The organism is Embleya sp. NPDC050493 (assembly GCF_044458105.1).
Taxonomy (GTDB): Bacteria; Actinomycetota; Actinomycetes; order Streptomycetales; family Streptomycetaceae; genus Embleya.
On the sequence record NZ_JBITHP010000010.1, the window covers coordinates 100,932 to 117,271 of the forward strand.

Genomic DNA, 16,340 nt, shown 5'->3' on the forward strand with positions numbered 1-16,340 from the left:
ACCTGAAGGCCCTGAAGAAGCGGACACAGAACACGGCACGCCGCGCATTCGGTACGGCACGAATCCGGCGGTGCGGTGGATGGTCGACGTGCCGGCCGTCGCCCAGGACGCGAGCGAGAACGTCAAGCCGGACAAGGTCACCTCGGGCGACAAGATCGACGGAGTCGTCGCCCAGGTGATGGCGCTCGACCAGGCACAGCGGCGCGAGCCCGAGCAGCGATCCGCCTACGAGGAAAGCAACTTGGACGTCGTGTGATGTTCGGTGCATGGCGACGAACCGTGGCGCCGCCGCGTGATGGTCAACCTGCTCGACGGGCGGGGGCTGGGCGGTCTGCTGTGGGCGCGCCGCGGCCCGTTCCTGGTCCTGCGCTGTACGCGCCTGGCGCCGACGGCCCGGTCGCCATCGAGGGCCAGGCGGTCGTCGAGCGGGCGTGCGTCTCGTTCGTCCAAGTCCTGAGATCAGGCGAGAAACCCCGGCTTCGGCCGGGGTTTCGTCGTGTGTGGGGCGGGTGGGGGCGGGTGGGGTCAGGCCGAGGGGCTTGTCTCGGCGGTGCTTGCGCGCTCGTAGAGGGTGGCGATGTCGGGGCCGAAGTAGCTGCTGTACGAGGTGAGGTCGTCGCCGCCCTGCTGGTAGCCGCCGATCACGCCGATCACCGTGCCGCGGCCGTTGGCGGGGTCGATGTCGGTGAGCATCGGGCCGCCGCTGGTGCCGGCGGGGAAGCCCGCGCAGTCGAAGCGCAGTTGGGTCTCGGAGTAGGCCGCGGTGGTGTTCTGGCAGCCGATCGGCTCGTTCGCGTCGTCCGGGTAGCCGATCAGCCGGGCCGGACGCGTGGGCGGGGAGCCGAAGTCGAGGTGTTCGGCGCCGGTGACGGTCTCGATCCGCTCGTCCGTGCCCGGGCGGCGGACCTGGAGGAAGGCGACGTCGTAGGCCGGATCCCGGTCGGTGACCCAGCGCGGGTCCACGTCGATCCGGGACGGGACCCACACGCCGTACGGCATCACGCCGTCGTGGTAGCCGGGTGCGAAGGCCAGGTCGGTCGTGAAGGCGTCGCCGTACACGCAGTGCGCGGCGGTGACCACCAGGTTCCGGTTCGGCGACTGCACCACGGTCGCGGTGCAGAAGTGTTCCGGGTCGCCCCCGTCCCCCGCGTGCAGCAGCGCGCCGATTGCCGGAGTCGCCTCGATGGTGCTCGCCTCCAGCGGATCGGACACCGGCAGCGGCTCGACCTCCGTCGAGGACGCCGTGGGCACGGGCGACGCGGGCTCGGCGGGCGGAACGGCGGGCGCCACGCCCAGGAGGCTCGCCGCGATCCGGTCGCCCTCGGCCGGGTCCACGAGGTGGTAGCCGCGGGAGGGGTCGCCGGTGCCGCGCGCTCTCGGATGACCGGATATCCGCCCGGTCGAGGCCAGCCCGACCACCGCCAGCACCGCGACCACACAAAATGCCGTACCGATCGCCATCCGACGCCTGCGCGGATTCGCCTCGGCATCCGCAGTCCGTCGCGACACTCGACCACCAATCTCAGCGGGTTACCACCTCGGGCCATGGACGCTACCGGCTGGATGGGTACCCCGGTGGGGAGGAATCAGGCCGACACTCGCACGGTCACCGGGTCGTGACGAAGTGTTCCTCCGACCGTCGCCCCAACGGGTGGGAGGTGGGCGACGGTCGCAGGAATCCCCCGCTCTTCTTCGCATGCCGGTTCGGCGCCGTCTCTCCAAACGCGCCCGGCCGACCCCTCGACCGTATCCCGAGGATCGGCGGCGTCGGCACCCCGGTATGGGTGATTTATGACTGCCTTAAGAATCTTCCGTGTCGCGTGCGTCCCTTCCGAACGTGCTGCCGGGCGGGTGTCCGGACGCCTTCCGACCACGCTTGCGAAGCGGATTCGGAACGCGTCGTTCCGGGGTCCCCGGATCCGGGCGGCCGGATCATGCCCTCGTGCGCCGGGCCCGGCACTGCCACAATTTGCTTGTTCCACGAGGCGGTTCCGCATATCGGCGGCCGGCGGGGGGATCCGCGCGGGCAAGGGTGGGACGAGGGCGGCCGGAGAGGGCGGGGTACCGATGGCGGGTTCCGAGGACTCGTGGTGGACGGTGCGGGCTCGGCTGCGGCTGATCTGGGTGCCGTGCGCGGCGGTCATGCTCGCCACCGTCGCCGCGCTCGTGGTGGGCCTGACCCTGGACGGCGACGCGCGTGCGCGCGGCCTGCTCCTGGTGCTCGGCACCGATCTGTTGCTCGTGGTCGGGTCGACGGTGCTGATCGAGAGCGCGCTGCGGCGCACGGTCGAGAAGCCGCTCGCCCGGCTGGCCGATCCGAGCCGGGAGCCGGCGCGGGGCGGGCGCTTCGACAGCCGTGAGTTCGACCTGATCGCCGCCACCATGACGAACCTGCACGAGCGGGCCCGGGCCGGCGAGGACCGGGCGCAACGCGACCGCACCCGGGTCACCCGGCTGACCGAAGCGCTCGCCGAACGGGACCGCGCCCTGGAGGCCGAGCGCGAGCAGGCCCGCGACCTGGTCCGCGACCTGGCGGAACTGCGCACCCGGGTGGAGGAGTACGCCCGCCGGGCCCGACTCGCCCAGGCCGACCTGGACCGGTTCGCATACGCCGCGACGCACGACATGCAGGATCCGCTGCGTCGGATCGTCTCGTTCGGCCGGATGCTCCAGGAGCGCTACGAGGACGTGCTGGATCGGCGCGGTCGGCAGTACATCGACTTCACCATCGACAACGCCCGCCGCCTCCAGATGCTCATCGACGAGATGGTCACCCTCACCGAGGTGGGCCGCTCGCGCGCGGAGATCGTCGAGGTCGACCTGGGCGAACTGGTCCGGCAGACCTGGCTGGACATGGCGGACCAGGTGGAGGACACCGGCGCCGAACTGGAGCACGGGCAACTGCCGGTGGTCCGGGCCGATCCCGGGCTGCTGGCCACGCTGATCCGGCATCTGCTCGGGAACGCGGTGAAGTTCCAGCGCCCGTACGAGCGACCGCTGGTGCGGATGGACGCCGAGCCCGACGGCGACGGCGGGTGGCGGATCAGCGTGACCGACAACGGCATCGGCATCCCCGCCGAGGCGGCGGAACGGGTGTTCGCGGCCTTCCAACGCCTGCACCCGCGCGAGACGTACACCGGCAGCGGCATCGGGCTCGCGATGGCCAAGCGGATCGTCGAACAGCACGGCGGCCGGATCGCCGTGGACACCGACCACACCGACGGTGCCCGACTCGTCTTCACCCTGCCGAGCCGCGTCGACGAGCCCGACACGCCGGACCCGGGCGCCGGGTCCCACCCCGCCGCGGCACCCGCCGGCCATCCGATGGATCCGGCCGAGGCCGCCGAACCCGACGGGTCCGCGGACCCGATCGCCGCCGACTCCGCGCTCGTGGAACCCGTTCGCTTCACCGATCCGTCGAACCAGGAGCCACTCGCGTACGTTTCCGTGGCATCGGCGCCGCGTGACCGGCCGGCGCCGGGCACCACGACGGAGGCACCCGATGCGCACGACCGACCCGAACACCGAGCCGACCGGCACCGAACCGACGACCACGGCCGCACGGACCGGTAGGGCCGAGCCGACCCGGCGAGTCCTGGTCTGTGGCGCGGTCGTGGCCGCCGCCGGCGTCGGCCTGGTGGCCTGCGGCAGTGACGACGGCGACTCGAAGGACAAGACGCCCGGGGGCACCGGCGGCGACAAGACGCTCGGGCCGGTCGCCGATGTGCCGGTCGGCGGCGGCAAGGTCTACGACGACGCCAAGGTCGTGGTCACCCAGCCCACCGCCGGCGACTTCAAGGCGTTCAGCGCGGTGTGCACACACCAGCAGTGCCTGGTCGGCAGCGTCGCCGCCGGCAAGATCAACTGCCCGTGCCATGGCAGCAGTTTCGACGCGAGCACGGGTGCCGTGCTCGGCGGCCCGGCCCCGCGCCCGCTCGCCGCGAAGCAGATCGCGGTGACGAACGGGCAGGTCGTGCTGAAGCCCGCGTAGCTCCGATCCGCCGGGCAGGGTCCCGGGCCGCGCCCGCCGGGCCCGGTCCGCGCCGCGCGGACGGACGGCGGGCCGGCCGCGCGGCTATGGTTTCCGCTCCTGCTTCGTGATTGCGTACCCGAGCCCGTTCCGGGCCCAGGACGCGATCCGGAGGACCCTGCCCATGACACCCATGACGTCCGCGCCGAAGACGCCGCCGACCCCGCGGCCGAGTCTGGATCTGCTCGACGGCGACTGGTACGCGAACGGCCCCTACCGGGACTACGCGTGGTTCCGCGAGCACGAACCCGTCGCCTGGGACGCGGGCAACGAACTGTGGGGCATCTTTCGCCACGCGGACGTCAAGGACGTCGAGGCGCGCAGCGAACACTTCGTCAACTCCGACCGCAACAAGGGTGGTTACCGCCCGAACCTGCCCGCCGACCCGGCGATCATCGGCTTGGACAACCCGCTGCACAACAAGCGGCGCAAGCTGGTCAGCAAGTGGTTCACCCCGCGCGGCGTGCGCGAGTGGGAGGAGCACGTGCGCGAGACGTGCGTACAGATCCTGGACGCCGCCGTGGCCAAGGGCACCGTGGAGGTGGTCGGCGATCTCGCGTCCGTGCTGCCCGCGAAGATGATCGGACGCCTGCTCGGCTTCCCGGACGAGGACTGGCCGCGGCTGCGCGACTGGTCCGAGCGCACCATCGCGCTCGGCGGCGGTCCGCGCTACCTGAGCGAGGACGGGCGAGCCGCGGCGGGCGAGTTCATCCGGTCGGCGCTGGGGCTGTACGAGACGAAGAAGGCCTGTCCGGCCGACGACGTGATGTCGGTGTGGACCACGGCCCACATCGACGGCGAGCCGGTGGGACCGGCCGACGTGGCGAGCGACTGCCTGCTGCTGCTCGACGGCGGCGCGGAGACCACCCGCACGGTGATCGCGCGCACCTTCCTGTATCTGCTCGACCACCCGGAGCAGTGGGACCTGCTGCGCGCGGGCGCCGACCTCGCGGTCGCGACGGAGGAGTTCATCCGGTACAGCACACCCATCCACAACATGTGCCGGGTCGCCGTCGGGGACCAGCGCGTCGGTGACACGGTGATTCCGGACGGACACCAGGTGGTGCTGATGTACGGCTCGGCCAATCGCGATCCGGCGGTGTTCGCCGAGCCCGAGCGGTTCGACGTGACGCGCACACCCAACGACCACATCACCTTCGGCTTCGGTACCCACTTCTGCCTGGGTGCGCCGCTGGCCCGGTTGGAGATCCGGGTCTTCTTCGAGGAGCTGCTCGCCCGGGTGCGCGAGCTGCGGCCGGTCCCCGGCACCGCGGTGGTCCAGATGCCGAACGCGTTCGTGTACGGGATCCGCGAGGCGCATGTGCAGCTGATCGGCTGAGTCGGCCGCCCTGCGGGGTCGCTCGACGGCGTTGAACCGGCATTTCCGGGAAAAGGGACGAAGAGGAGTATTCGCACAAATAGGTGTTGGGAGGCGACCATGACGGGCTTGTTGGACGAAGGATTGCCGGTCGATCACCGGCTCGGACAGGTCTATCGGTACGGCGGCGGGTTCATGGGCCTCGTGCTGATCACGTTCGGTGTCCTGGGTTTCACGAACAACGTCGGTTTCTTCTCCACGACCGGGCGCGACGTCGCCGGGATGTCCACCAACGGCGCGCTGAGCCTGATCTCCGTCGTGGTCGGCGCGATCCTGATCATCGGCGCGATTATCGGCGGCAACACCGCCTCGACCGTGAACATCGTGGTGGGGGCGCTGTTCGTGATCAGCGGTTTCGTCAACCTGGGCCTGATGGGCACCCCGGACATCAACTACCTGTCGTTCAAGATGCCGAACGTGATCTTCAGCTTCGTGGTCGGCCTGCTGGTGATGACGTTCGGCCTGTACGGGAGGGTCAGCGGCCATCTGCCCCACGACAACCCGTACTGGCGCTCGCGCCACCCGGAGGCGGCGGCCCGCGAGGACGCCTTCCGCGAACGGGCCTCGGTGCTCTCCCGCGACGGGGCATCGGCGCTCGGCGACGGCCCACACCGCCACGGCATCGCCGGCAGCCACTAGTGCCGCGGCACTAGGCACCTCCGGCGAAGGGTGTGTCCCGCGGAGGGCGTGTCCCGCGGACGGCACACGCGACGGCGCCGGATCGGCTCGGTCGAGCCGGTCCGGCGCCGTCGTGCGTCCGGCGCCGTCGCGCATCCAGTCCTGTTCCGCCCCCGGGGCCCTTGTCCGGCCCGCGCCGTCGCCCGTCCGGCGCCGTCCGCGGCTTCGCCGGCTTCAGTGCCCCGCGCCGCCCTCCGCGCCCGGCGGGCGCTCCCGGCGCGGCATCAGGAACGCGAGCCCCCACGCCGCGGCCAGCGCCAGCGCACTGGCCGTGAGACCGATCGTGAATGCGTCGTCGAACACCGCGCGCACCGCCTCCGCACCGTGCGCCGCGCCCACGTGGTCCTCCACGTGGCCGAAGAACAGCGTGCCGAACAGCGCCACCCCCAGCGCACCCGCGAGCTGCTGGACCGCGTTGAGCACGCCCGAGGCCGAGCCGATCTCGTGGTCGTCGACCCCGGCGAGCGCGATCCCGAAGAACGGCGCCATCAGCAGGCCGAAGCCGAAGCCCGCGAGCGCCGTGGCCGGCAGCAGGATCCAGGCGTTCACCGGGCCGTCGTGCACCGCGATGGTGCCGCCGATGCCCACCACCCCGAGCAGCCCGACCAGCAGGCCCGCGTGCAGGACCCGGCGCCCGTACTTGGCCGCGAGCACCGCACCGGCCAGCCCGGCGCCGACCGTCGAACCGAGCGACCACGGGATCAGCGCGAGCGCCGCGTGCGTCGCGGTCCAGCCCAGGCCGACCTGGAGGTAGACGCCGAGCACGAGCATCAGGCCGATCATCGAGCCGAACATCATCAGGCCGACCGCGAGGGCGCCGGTGAAGGCGCGGTTGCGGAACAGGCTGACCTCCACGAGCGCGTCCCGGCCCGTGCGGCTGCTCCGCACCTCGTACCAGGCGAACAGCGCGAGCACCGGCAGCGAGCCGGCCATGCAGGCGAACGTCCAGCCGGGCCAGCCCTGTTCGCGGCCCTGGACCAGCGGGTAGACGAGCAGCACCATCGCGGCGGTGACCAGGATCATGCCGACGACGTCCAGGCCCGGCCGGCGCGCACCGGCCCGCTCGGTGGTGGGTCGCGGCACCACGGTGGCACCGGCGAAGAAGGCGAACAGTCCCAGCGGCACGTTCACCAGGAACACCGCGCGCCAGCCCAGGCCGAACACGTCGGCGTCCATCACCACCCCGCCCAGGATCGGACCGAGCACCGCGGCCAGGCCCATCGCCGGACCGAACACCGCGAACGCCGCGCCGACCTCGCGCTCGTCGAACATCTCCCGGATCAGCCCGAGCGCCTGCGGCACCATCATCGCGGCGGCCAGGCCCTGGAGGCCGCGGGCGCCGATCAGCATCTCCGGTGACTGCGCCAGGCCGCACAGTGCCGAGGTGAGGGTGAAGGCGAGCACTCCGCCGAGGAACATCCGGCGCCGCCCGAGGATGTCGCCCAGTCGGGCGCCGGTGATCAGGAACATCGCGAACGCCAGCGTGTACGCGGCCGAGAACCACTGGAGGTGGGTCGAACCGCCGCCGAGGGCGTCCCGGATACCGGGGCCCGCCACGTTGACGATGGTCGCGTCGAGCAGGTCCATGATGTCGGCGCCCATGACCACGGCGAGGCCGATCCACCGGAGCGGGTAGGGCGCGCGGCGCTCTCCCGGCTCGGCCGCGGTCGCCGCCGCCCTGCTGATCTCGGTTTCCATCGTCTCCCCCTGCTGATCGCACACTGCCGGTCGTTGCCGTCGAACCACACCGCCTCGAACGGTGTTCGTCCACCGAACAGCGTTAATGTCTCGAACACTGTTTTAGACGCGAACGGTGTTCGCGTCAAGTACAGTGTTCGTAAAGCCGGGTGATCGGCGAGGGGTTGATCGAGGAGGTGGCGCCGTGTCCGAGGTTCCCGAAGTACCCGTGCCGCCGTGGCGCACGGCGCCCAAGGAGCGGTCGCCGCGCAAACCGGCGCTGACCCAGGAGGCGATCGTCACCGTCGCACTGGAGATCGTCGACGCGGAGGGCCTGGACGCACTGAGCATGCGCCGGGTCGCCCAGCGCTTCGACACCGGCGCGGCCTCCCTGTACGCGTACGTCGCGAGCAAGGAAGAGCTGCTGGAACTGGTGGTGGACCGGGTCAACGGGGAGGCGCTGATCCCGACCGCGGATCCGGAACGCTGGCGCGAGCAGCTGCGCGAGGCGCTGTTCGCGATCCGCGACGTCTACGCCTCACACCGCGACCTCGGTCGCGCGCTGATCGGTTCGGTGCCGATCGGGCCCAACTCGCTGGACTGCACCGAGCGGCTGTTGTCGATCCTGCGCGCGGGCGGACTGTCCGCGAAGGTCAGCGCGTTCGCGGCCGACCTGCTGTCCATGTACACGGTGATGTCCGGCCTGGAGATGGGCGGCCAGAACACCATGCACGGAGCGACCGACGAGGAGCGGGGGGCCTACTACACCCGTGTGCACGACTACTTCGCGTCGTTGCCCGCGGCCCGCTTCCCGACGTTGACCTCGCTCGGCGACGCGCTCACCTCCGGCGACGGCGACGAACGCTTCGCGTTCGGCATCGACGTGTTGTTGCTCGGCATGATCGCGTACACCGAACGGGAATCCTGACCCGGCGTCAGGAAGCCGGCCACGACCGGGATCACCGCGCAGATCGTGTACGCGGTGACGTAGCCGCCCGGGCCGCCGATGATCACGCCGAACAACGGTGGCCCGGCGGCGGCGGTCAGGTTCTGGCCGGTGTTCTGGATGCCCATCACCCTCCCCGCCCAGGCGCTGCCCGCGAGTTCGGCGACCGCCGTGAACGCCAGCCCGTTCCAGCTCACCGTGGCCACCGACGCGAGCAGCAGGAAGACGATCGCCACCGGCCCACCGATCGCCGAGGTCAACGCGAGCGCGCCGACCACCACGGCGTTGACCACACACAGCGTGCGCATCGGCCGCAGCCGGGAGCCGACCAGGTCCGACCAGCGGCCGACCGCGATCCGGGTGCCTGCCGCGACCAGTTGCACGGCCGCGAGCAGCCGGCCCGCCCCGGTCGCGGTCCACCCGTGCTCGGAGACCAGGTAGTCCGCGGCGAAGGACACCACGACGAACTGGGACACCACCAACAGCGCGCTGGCCGCGTGTATCCGATACAGGAGGGGCGAGTCGTACGGAGAGGCCGGTCGAGCCGCGCCGGCCACGGGCGCGGGTCGGGCCGGATCGCGGACGAGCACCGCGACCAGCGCCGCGCCCACGACACACAGCACCGCCGGGAAGACCAGCGCGGCCCGGAAGCCCGCATGGGTGCCGATCGGCGGCAACACCAGCGCGCCGGCCACCATGCCCAGCGGCTGGGCCATCTGCCGCATGCCCATTGCCAGTCCGCGCTGCTCGGGCGCGAACCAGCCCAGCACGACCCGTCCGCTGGCCGCGTTCACCGCCGCCGAGCACGCACCCGCGACCGCGAGCCAACCCCCCAGCCACACCGCGCCGTCGCCGGCCAGGGCCACCGCGATCGCGCCGCCGGCCAGGGCCAGGCCCACCGCCATCACCCGGCGCTCGCCCCAGCGATCCGCCGCCGCGCCCCACAACACCAGGGTCGACAGCAGGCCGAACGTCGGACACGCCACGACGGTGCCGGCCTGCGCGAGCGACATGCCCTCGTCCGCGCGCAGCACCGGGACGAGGTAGGCGAGGCCGTACAGGAACACGCAGCTCGCCAGCTGTGCGCACATCCCGATGGCCAGCATCAGCCAGCGCCGGTTCTCCCCCACTGCGCCACCTCCACGTCGATATCCGTGCACTCTACAAGCTTTCTCAGGGACTGAGACGAGAATCTCGAAACATGAGACATGAGCCATGGAGCAGCATGGGAACAGGACCACCGCAGCACGATCCATCACTCGGGAGGCCACATGTTCGATATCGAGGCGTACAAGACCGGGCCGCTCAACGCGATCACCGACGTGGCGGGTCTGCGGGTCGGGCACGCCGCCTACACCGACGCCGGGGCGATGACCGGAACCACCGTGCTGCTCGGGCCGGTCGGCGGCTTCGTGGCCGGCGTGGACGTGCGCGGCGGCGCGCCGGGCACCCGCGAGCTGGACGCGCTCGATCCGCGCAATTTGGTGCCGCGGATCGAGGCGATCGTACTGAGCGGGGGCAGCGCGTTCGGCCTGGACGCGGCGGGCGGCGTGGTGGCGTGGCTGGCCGAGCGGGGTCGGGGGTTCCCGGTGGGCACGGAACCGCATCAGGTGGTGCCGGTGGTGCCGGCCGCGTCGTTGTTCGACCTCGGCCGCGGCGGCGACTGGGCACGGCGGCCCGATGCCGCGCTGGGGCGTGCGGCGATCGCGGCGGCCGACGCCGAGCCGGAGCACGCGGCGGTGGCGATGGGCAGCGTGGGCGCGGGCACCGGCGCGATGGTCGGCGGGCTGCGCGGCGGGGTGGGCACGGCGAGTGTGGTGTTGCCGGGCGGGGTCACCGTCGCCGCGCTCGCGGTGGTCAACGCGGCCGGGTCGGCGGTGGATCCGATCGGCGGTCTGCCGTACGCGGCCGGCCTCGGGCTGCCCGCCGAGTTCCCGCTGATCGCCCCCGAACACGCCGAGCACGCCGCCGCCTTGACCCGCGCCGCGGCCTCGGCCGGGATGCCGCCCACGCTCAACACCACGATCGGGATCGTCGCCACCGACGCGGTGCTGACCAGGCCACAGGCGCAGAAGGTGGCCGGTGTCGCGCACGACGGGCTGGCCCGGGCGATCCGGCCGGTGCACACGCTCTACGACGGCGACACCATCTTTGCCGTGTCCACGGCCCGGGTACCGCTGCCCGCCCCCGATCCCGGCACGCCGTACGGGGTGAACGCCGAGGCCGCCGCGCTGACCCTGATCCACGCGGCGGCGGCGGACGTATTCGCCCGAGCCGTGCTGCACGGCGTGCTGGCCGCGAAGGGTGGCGGCGAAGTCCCGGCCTACCGGGATCTTTATCCGAATTCCAGCTCCGCATACGAGCGATAACGATCTTGATCGGCGTTTTCCGAATTCGGAAACCCGCCCGAGGAGTGCCGGCCGGACTGCTCTATCATCGGCGATTCGACGATGAAGTCTCCCCGCTTCCGAAGGGGCCCGAACTAACGGAGCGGTTTGCCGGCATGGGACACGTTGATCATTTTGCATATGGTGCCGTCACCCCCGGCATCGCCTACCTCATGTCATGCGTCGGATCGGCTCTCGGGCTGCTCTGCACGACACGGGCGCGCGCGGTGCGGGGTTGGGCGCGAGCGCGTTGGTTGGTTCTGGGTGCGGCTTCGATCGGTGGCACCGGAATCTGGGTCATGCATTTCATCGGCATGCTCGGATTCTCGGTGCGCGAGACCCCGATTCGATACGACGTGGGCAAGACGATGACCTCGCTGGTGCTCGCGGTGGTGGTGGTCGGCATCGGCATGGCGGTCGCCGGTCGGCGCAACGCCGGCCCGGTGGGGCTGGTGATCGGCGGGGTGATCACCGGCGGCGGCGTGGCGATCATGCACTACATGGGCATGGCCGCGATGAGCCTGGACGGCTCGGTCGAATACGACTCGTTCCGAGTGGGCCTGTCGATCCTGATCGCGGTGGTCGCGGCCACCGCGGCGCTGTGGGCCGCACTGAACGTGAGCGGATTCGCGGCGACCGCGGGGGCCGCGTTGATCATGGGCCTGGCGGTCAGCGGAATGCATTACACGGGAATGTCCGCAATGAGCGTGCGCACCGAGGGCCGGCACGGGATGGTGCACGGTGTGGAGGCGTCCCAATTCCTCGCGCCGTTGATCACCGGGATCAGTCTTTTCACGGTGATCACGCTGTTCATCGTCGCGCTGTCGCCGTCCGCCGACGAGATCAAGGAAGAGGACGAACTCAGCGCCAGGTTGGCCCGGTTGGAGGACAACCGGTTCGGTTCGGCAGCGACCGGCGGACCGATCGGCACACGGCCGTCACACCGGCGCGGAACGGAAAACAACCCCCGCGACTACTTCCGATCGGGTCGCTGATCCGGAATTTGAAATTCCGGAATCCTGTCGACTGTCGCGAGGAACACGAAGCGGACGAAGGCGGGAAGCCGAGGCAGGGTGCCGTGGCGGGGTGCCGAAGGCGGGGCCGGACGCCGCGCACCGGATTTCTCGGCTGCCGCATGCCCCGCCCCGCACGCCCGCGCCCCCGCCACGCCGCCCGCCTCTGCTCCGGCACCCGCCGGCCGCGCCCCCGTCACCCCCGCCCACCCCGTCTTCGCTACTGCGTCGGTTCCAGCACCGGCCCCAGGGCGGCGACTGCGTCGAAGGGGCGTTCGCGGCGCTCTCGGCGTCTGGCCGCGAGCCGTTGGCGCAGGCCCGGTCGGCGCTCCTTGTCTCCGCCGGCCTGCTTTCGGGCGCTGCCCAGGTTGTTGCGAGCCTGGTCCTCGCGGTCGTGGTCGCCGAGCTTGCCGAACAGGGTCGCGGCCCGCTCGTGCGCCTCGGCGGCCTCGTCGAACCGACGCACCTGCTGGAGCGCCGCCCCGAGGCTGTTGAGGGCCTGGCCTTCGCGGTGCAGGTCGCCGAACTTGGCGAAAAGAGTCGCGGCCTGCTCGTGAGCGGCGGCGGCCTCCTCGAATCGGCGCACCTGGTGCAGCGCGGAGCCGAGGTAGTCCAGGGCCTGGCCCTGACGGTGGTGGTCGTCGAGTTCGGTGAACAGGGCCGCCGCCTGGCGGTGTGCCTCGATCGCCTCGGGGAACCGGCGCATCTCCCGAAGGGCGATGCCGAAGTTGTTCAGGGCTTGGCCTTCGCGGTGGTGATCGTCCAGTTCGTCGAACAGGGCGGCCGCCTGCCGGTGCACGTCGATCGCCTCGGGGAACCGGCGCACCTCCTGGAGGGCGATGCCGAGATTGTTCAGTGCCTGGCCCTCGCGGTGGTAATCGTCGAGGTCCGCGAACAGGGCGGCGGCCTGCCGATGGGCGTCGATCGCCTCCTCGAACCGGCGCACCTCCTGGAGCGCGGTGCCCAGGTTGTTGAGCACCTGGCCCTCGCGGTGGCGGTCGTCGAGGTCCGCGAACAGAGCGGCGGCCTGGCGGTGAGCCTCGATCGACTCGTCGAGGCGCCGCACCTGCTGGAGGGCGGTACCGAGATTGGCCAGCGCCTGACCCTCGCCGTGGTGGTCGATCTGCTCGCGGCACAGGGCGAGGTCCTCCTGGTGGGCGTCGATGGCCTCGTCGAAGCGCCGCACCTGCTGGAGGGCGGTACCGAGGTTGTTCAACGCCCGTCCCTCGCCATTGCGGTCGCCGAGTTCGCGGCAGATGACGAGGTCTTGCTGGTGACTCATGATCTCTCCCGACGCGTCGCGGACTCCCGTCCGACCCCGTTCCTCCCCTGGAGGGAAGCGGCGCGGTCGGGCGGTACATCCTTCACAGTGACACCTTCAGTAACACGCGTCTCACGGAGCGTGGCAACCGCTCGGATGCGGGAAGGTCCAACCGAGTGGTGCATTGGGCCGCATGGACGGTGGGCCGCGAGGCGGAGCCGGGCCGGCCCACCGTCCGCCCGAGACGCTTGATTGCGTCAATGATTTGGCGCAGACTCGCACGACGTCTCAACCAGCGCCAACGCGTCGGCGCACCGTCGGCGCGTGGTCAGGAGGAACCCGATGCCGATCCCCGTGCCCCTGGACGAATACCCGGTCCACCAGGTCCCGTTGTTCCACAGCGAAGTCGGCTCGACCGACCGGAACTTCTACGACCGCTGCATCATGCACGCCTACGACCGTGCGGGTGGCATCCAGATCGCGACCGGCCTCGGCGTCTATCCGAACCTGGGCGTGATCGACGCGTACGTGGTGATCCGCAAGAACGGCCGCCAGCACGCGGTGCGGATGTCGGGTGCGCTCGGTCCGGATCGGCTCAAGCAGGAGGTCGGACCGTACCGAATCGAGGTGTTGGAACCGCTGGCCAGCGTGCGAGTGGTGTGCGACGCGCCGGACCAGGGCATTTCGATCGACCTCACCTTCACGTCGCCGTTCGCGCCCCTGCCGGAACCTCGACACGTGCAGCGCAGCGACTTCAAGCCGCTCCTGGACGCGTCGCGCTTCGTGCAGATCGGCGACTGGACCGGCACGGTGACCCTGGACGGCGAGGAGATCGCGGTCACGCCGCAGACCTGGTCCGGCTCGCGCGACCGCTCCTGGGGCATCCGCCCCTCGGGCGAGGCGCCGCCGGCCGGGCGGCCCGCGCAGACCGCCGGATTCTGGTGGAACTGGATCCCGATCCACCTCGGCGACCAGGCGCTGATGATCATCGCCCAGGAGTCGGCCGAGGGGCACCGCTTCCTGACCGAGGCGATCCGGATCTTCCCGATCGACACCGGCAAGGCGCCGGAGCAGCTCGGCTGGCCCGAGTTCGACGTGCGCTACGCGTCCGGCACCCGGCTGCCCGAGGGCGCCGCGATCCACCTGACCGACCGCAAGCGCAATGCGCTCACCCTGCACCTGGACAACCACGGGTACATCGCGCTCAACGTGGGTGCGGGCTACGGCGGCGACCCGGACTGGGGCCACGGCCAGTGGAAGGGCGAGGACTACCTCGACGGCGCGGTGTACGAGCAGAAGGACCCCGAGGTGGCCAAGCGCATCCCGTTCAGCGTGATCGACCACGTCGCGACCGCCCGACTCACCGGGCCCGACGGTGCGCTGCTCGCCGAGGGTGTGGGCATCTTCGAACACGGCACGTTCGGCCGACACGATCCGTCGGGCTTCACCGGGTGGGACTCGGTCGCCCCGTAGGACGGTCGGGCGTGGGGCGGGCAGGTCGGGCATGGGGCCGGCGGTCGTCGGCCCCTGGTCGTCGGCCCCGTGCCGCCCACCGCAGCCCGCCGGATACCCCTGACGCCGATCGCGAGCGGAGCCGGGGGATTTTAGCGGGCACCCGTTGCCGACATACCGAGAACGCGCAGGTTGCGGAAATACCGGGACAGTTCGCGATACCCATAAACGCGGGACCGGTGTCACTCACTCCCGTGACCCGCCGACCGCCGGGCCGTGCACGCGAGTCCTCCCGCGTGCCCGGCCCGGCAGGTCTCGGCCGGACGGTGCGATCCGGTGGGCTCAGTCCTCGGCCAGGAGCGCGCTCAGCCGCTCCGTGGTCTCGATCCACTCCTCGACCAGGGACAACACGACCTCCTGGGTCGGCCGGACCTTGTCGAGCATGCCCACGACCTGGCCCACCGGCCAGCCGTTGAGCTCCTTGTTCTTGGTCCGGGTGAAGCGTCGGGACGCCGCGTTGAAGATGATGCCCTGGAGCGGCATCGGCAGCGGATCGGGGTTGGCCGGGTCCTCCCACGCCTCGGTCCACGCGCTCTTGAGCTGGCGGGCCGGCTTCCCGGTCATCGCCCGCGAGCGCACCGTGTCGGTGGACTTGGCCTCCAGCAGGTTCTGCACCGACACCTCGTGGGTGTCCGCCTCGGCCACGGTCAGCCACAGGCTGCCGGTCCACACGCCCTGCGCACCCAGCGCCAGCGCCGCGGCCATCTGCCGACCACCACCGATGCCGCCGGCCGCGAGCACCGGGACGTCCGGGCCCACCGTGTCCACGACCTGCGGGATGAGCACCATCGTGGAGATCTCGCCGCAGTGCCCACCGGCCTCGGTGCCCTGGGCGACCACCACGTCCACGCCCGCCTCGACCTGCTTCTGCGCATGCCGGGGGCTGCCGCACAGCGCGCCGACCAGCACACCGGCCTCGTGGCACGCGTCGATGATGTCGGCCGGCGGCGGGCCGAGCGCGTTGACGAACATCTTGACCAGCGGGTGCTTGAGCGAGACCTGGATCTGCGCGCGCGACTCCAGGTCCACGTTCAGCCCGGCCGCCTTGACCGGCTTGTCCGCCAGGTCGGCGGGCAGCGGCGGAATCCCGTGGCTGTCCAGGAGTTCGTCGACGAACTTCCAGTGCCGCTCCGGGATCAGCTTCTCCAGGTTGCTCGGCAGTGCGGCCTCGCCACCGCCCTTGCCGATGTACGCCATCGGAATCGCCAGGTCGACGCCGTACGGCTTGCCGTCGGTGTGCTCGTCGAGCCAGGCGAGCTCGACCTCCAGCTGCTCGGGATCGAACGCGAGCGCACCGAGCACGCCGAAGCCGCCGGCTCGGCTGACCGCCGCGACCACGTCGCGGCAGTGGGAGAACGCAAAGATCGGGAAGTCGATCCCGAGCTTCACGCAGATGGGGGGCTTCATCGCCAGAACCTCCGGTCACCGGGTGAAGGCCCAGAATAGGAAGGCTCCTTG

At 71.2% G+C, this 16,340-nt stretch carries 13 protein-coding genes and 1 pseudogene; 9 read left to right on the top strand and 5 right to left on the bottom strand.

The window, feature by feature from the left end:
* Nucleotides 1-79: 79 nt before the first annotated feature.
* Nucleotides 80-256, top strand: coding sequence for a hypothetical protein (locus ACIBM5_RS20890; RefSeq protein WP_396008225.1), 177 nt, complete (start codon nt 80-82; stop codon nt 254-256).
* Nucleotides 257-525: 269 nt separating this feature from the next.
* Here the strand turns inward: ACIBM5_RS20890 and ACIBM5_RS20895 are convergent, their stop codons facing one another.
* Nucleotides 526-1,509, bottom strand: a complete 984-nt coding sequence (locus tag ACIBM5_RS20895; protein WP_396008226.1) for a trypsin-like serine peptidase — start codon at nt 1,507-1,509, stop codon at nt 526-528.
* Nucleotides 1,510-2,067: 558 nt separating this feature from the next.
* Here ACIBM5_RS20895 and ACIBM5_RS20900 point away from each other — a divergent pair.
* From ACIBM5_RS20900 to ACIBM5_RS20915, 4 genes are all read left to right on the top strand, one after another.
* Entirely contained in the window at nt 2,068-3,573 is a 1,506-nt protein-coding gene (locus tag ACIBM5_RS20900) for an ATP-binding protein (protein WP_396008227.1), read from the top strand.
* A complete protein-coding gene (locus ACIBM5_RS20905; protein WP_396008228.1) occupies nt 3,503-3,991 on the top strand; it encodes a Rieske (2Fe-2S) protein in 489 nt (162 codons plus the stop codon). Before ACIBM5_RS20900 ends, ACIBM5_RS20905 begins: the two co-directional genes overlap by 71 nt.
* 163 nt (nt 3,992-4,154) lie before the next feature.
* Entirely contained in the window at nt 4,155-5,369 is a 1,215-nt protein-coding gene (locus ACIBM5_RS20910) for a cytochrome P450 (RefSeq protein ID WP_396008229.1), read from the top strand.
* A 99-nt stretch (nt 5,370-5,468) separates the two neighbouring features.
* Nucleotides 5,469-6,047: a DUF4383 domain-containing protein gene (locus ACIBM5_RS20915; RefSeq protein WP_396008230.1), complete on the top strand. Its 579-nt coding sequence runs from the start codon at nt 5,469-5,471 to the stop codon at nt 6,045-6,047.
* 213 nt (nt 6,048-6,260) lie between these two features.
* On the opposite strand, the gene ACIBM5_RS20920 is transcribed toward ACIBM5_RS20915, so the two are convergent.
* Entirely contained in the window at nt 6,261-7,784 is a 1,524-nt protein-coding gene (locus ACIBM5_RS20920) for an MFS transporter (protein WP_396008231.1), read from the bottom strand.
* Between the two features lie 208 nt (nt 7,785-7,992).
* On the opposite strand from ACIBM5_RS20920, the pseudogene ACIBM5_RS20925 reads away from it, so the two are divergent.
* Nucleotides 7,993-8,607 (top strand): annotated as a pseudogene (locus ACIBM5_RS20925) (TetR/AcrR family transcriptional regulator); the annotation flags it as partial.
* Here ACIBM5_RS20925 and ACIBM5_RS20930 read toward each other — a convergent pair.
* Nucleotides 8,544-9,839 carry an MFS transporter gene (locus ACIBM5_RS20930; protein WP_396008232.1) on the bottom strand — a complete coding sequence of 432 codons (1,296 nt, stop codon included), beginning with the start codon at nt 9,837-9,839 and terminating at the stop codon, nt 8,544-8,546. The pseudogene ACIBM5_RS20925 and the gene ACIBM5_RS20930 overlap by 64 nt on opposite strands.
* Nucleotides 9,840-9,980: 141 nt before the next feature.
* On the opposite strand from ACIBM5_RS20930, the gene ACIBM5_RS20935 reads away from it, so the two are divergent.
* Together ACIBM5_RS20935 and ACIBM5_RS20940 are read left to right on the top strand one after the other, a co-directional pair.
* On the top strand, nt 9,981-11,078 hold the full coding sequence (locus ACIBM5_RS20935; protein WP_396008233.1) for a P1 family peptidase: 1,098 nt from the start codon (nt 9,981-9,983) through the stop codon (nt 11,076-11,078).
* Between the two features lie 44 nt (nt 11,079-11,122).
* On the top strand, nt 11,123-12,091 hold the full coding sequence (locus ACIBM5_RS20940; RefSeq protein WP_396008234.1) for an MHYT domain-containing protein: 969 nt from the start codon (nt 11,123-11,125) through the stop codon (nt 12,089-12,091).
* Between the two features lie 238 nt (nt 12,092-12,329).
* On the opposite strand, the gene ACIBM5_RS20945 is transcribed toward ACIBM5_RS20940, so the two are convergent.
* Nucleotides 12,330-13,391, bottom strand: coding sequence for a tetratricopeptide repeat protein (locus ACIBM5_RS20945; protein WP_396008235.1), 1,062 nt, complete (start codon nt 13,389-13,391; stop codon nt 12,330-12,332).
* Between the two features lie 321 nt (nt 13,392-13,712).
* Here ACIBM5_RS20945 and ACIBM5_RS20950 point away from each other — a divergent pair, with 321 nt between their 5' ends.
* Complete coding sequence (locus ACIBM5_RS20950) at nt 13,713-14,843, top strand: hypothetical protein (protein ID WP_396008236.1); 1,131 nt, start codon at nt 13,713-13,715, stop codon at nt 14,841-14,843.
* Nucleotides 14,844-15,164: 321 nt separating this feature from the next.
* Here ACIBM5_RS20950 and ACIBM5_RS20955 read toward each other — a convergent pair whose 3' ends face one another.
* The gene (locus ACIBM5_RS20955) at nt 15,165-16,289 is read right to left on the bottom strand and encodes an NAD(P)H-dependent flavin oxidoreductase (RefSeq protein WP_396008237.1); all 1,125 of its coding nucleotides are present in this window, start codon (nt 16,287-16,289) and stop codon (nt 15,165-15,167) included.
* Between the last annotated feature and the right edge of the window lie 51 nt (nt 16,290-16,340).

Bases quoted from the DNA above. Each gene is read 5' to 3' on its own strand.
- ACIBM5_RS20935 (WP_396008233.1), top strand. From the start codon at position 9,981: ATGTTCGATATCGAGGCGTACAAGACCGGGCCGCTCAACGCGATCACC.
- ACIBM5_RS20910 (WP_396008229.1), top strand. From the start codon at position 4,155: ATGACACCCATGACGTCCGCGCCGAAGACGCCGCCGACCCCGCGGCCG.
- ACIBM5_RS20955 (WP_396008237.1), bottom strand. From the start codon at position 16,289: ATGAAGCCCCCCATCTGCGTGAAGCTCGGGATCGACTTCCCGATCTTT.
- ACIBM5_RS20890 (WP_396008225.1), top strand. From the start codon at position 80: ATGGTCGACGTGCCGGCCGTCGCCCAGGACGCGAGCGAGAACGTCAAG.
- ACIBM5_RS20900 (WP_396008227.1), top strand. From the start codon at position 2,068: ATGGCGGGTTCCGAGGACTCGTGGTGGACGGTGCGGGCTCGGCTGCGG.
- ACIBM5_RS20915 (WP_396008230.1), top strand. From the start codon at position 5,469: ATGACGGGCTTGTTGGACGAAGGATTGCCGGTCGATCACCGGCTCGGA.
- ACIBM5_RS20920 (WP_396008231.1), bottom strand. From the start codon at position 7,784: ATGGAAACCGAGATCAGCAGGGCGGCGGCGACCGCGGCCGAGCCGGGA.
- ACIBM5_RS20905 (WP_396008228.1), top strand. From the start codon at position 3,503: ATGCGCACGACCGACCCGAACACCGAGCCGACCGGCACCGAACCGACG.
- ACIBM5_RS20950 (WP_396008236.1), top strand. From the start codon at position 13,713: ATGCCGATCCCCGTGCCCCTGGACGAATACCCGGTCCACCAGGTCCCG.
- ACIBM5_RS20945 (WP_396008235.1), bottom strand. From the start codon at position 13,391: ATGAGTCACCAGCAAGACCTCGTCATCTGCCGCGAACTCGGCGACCGC.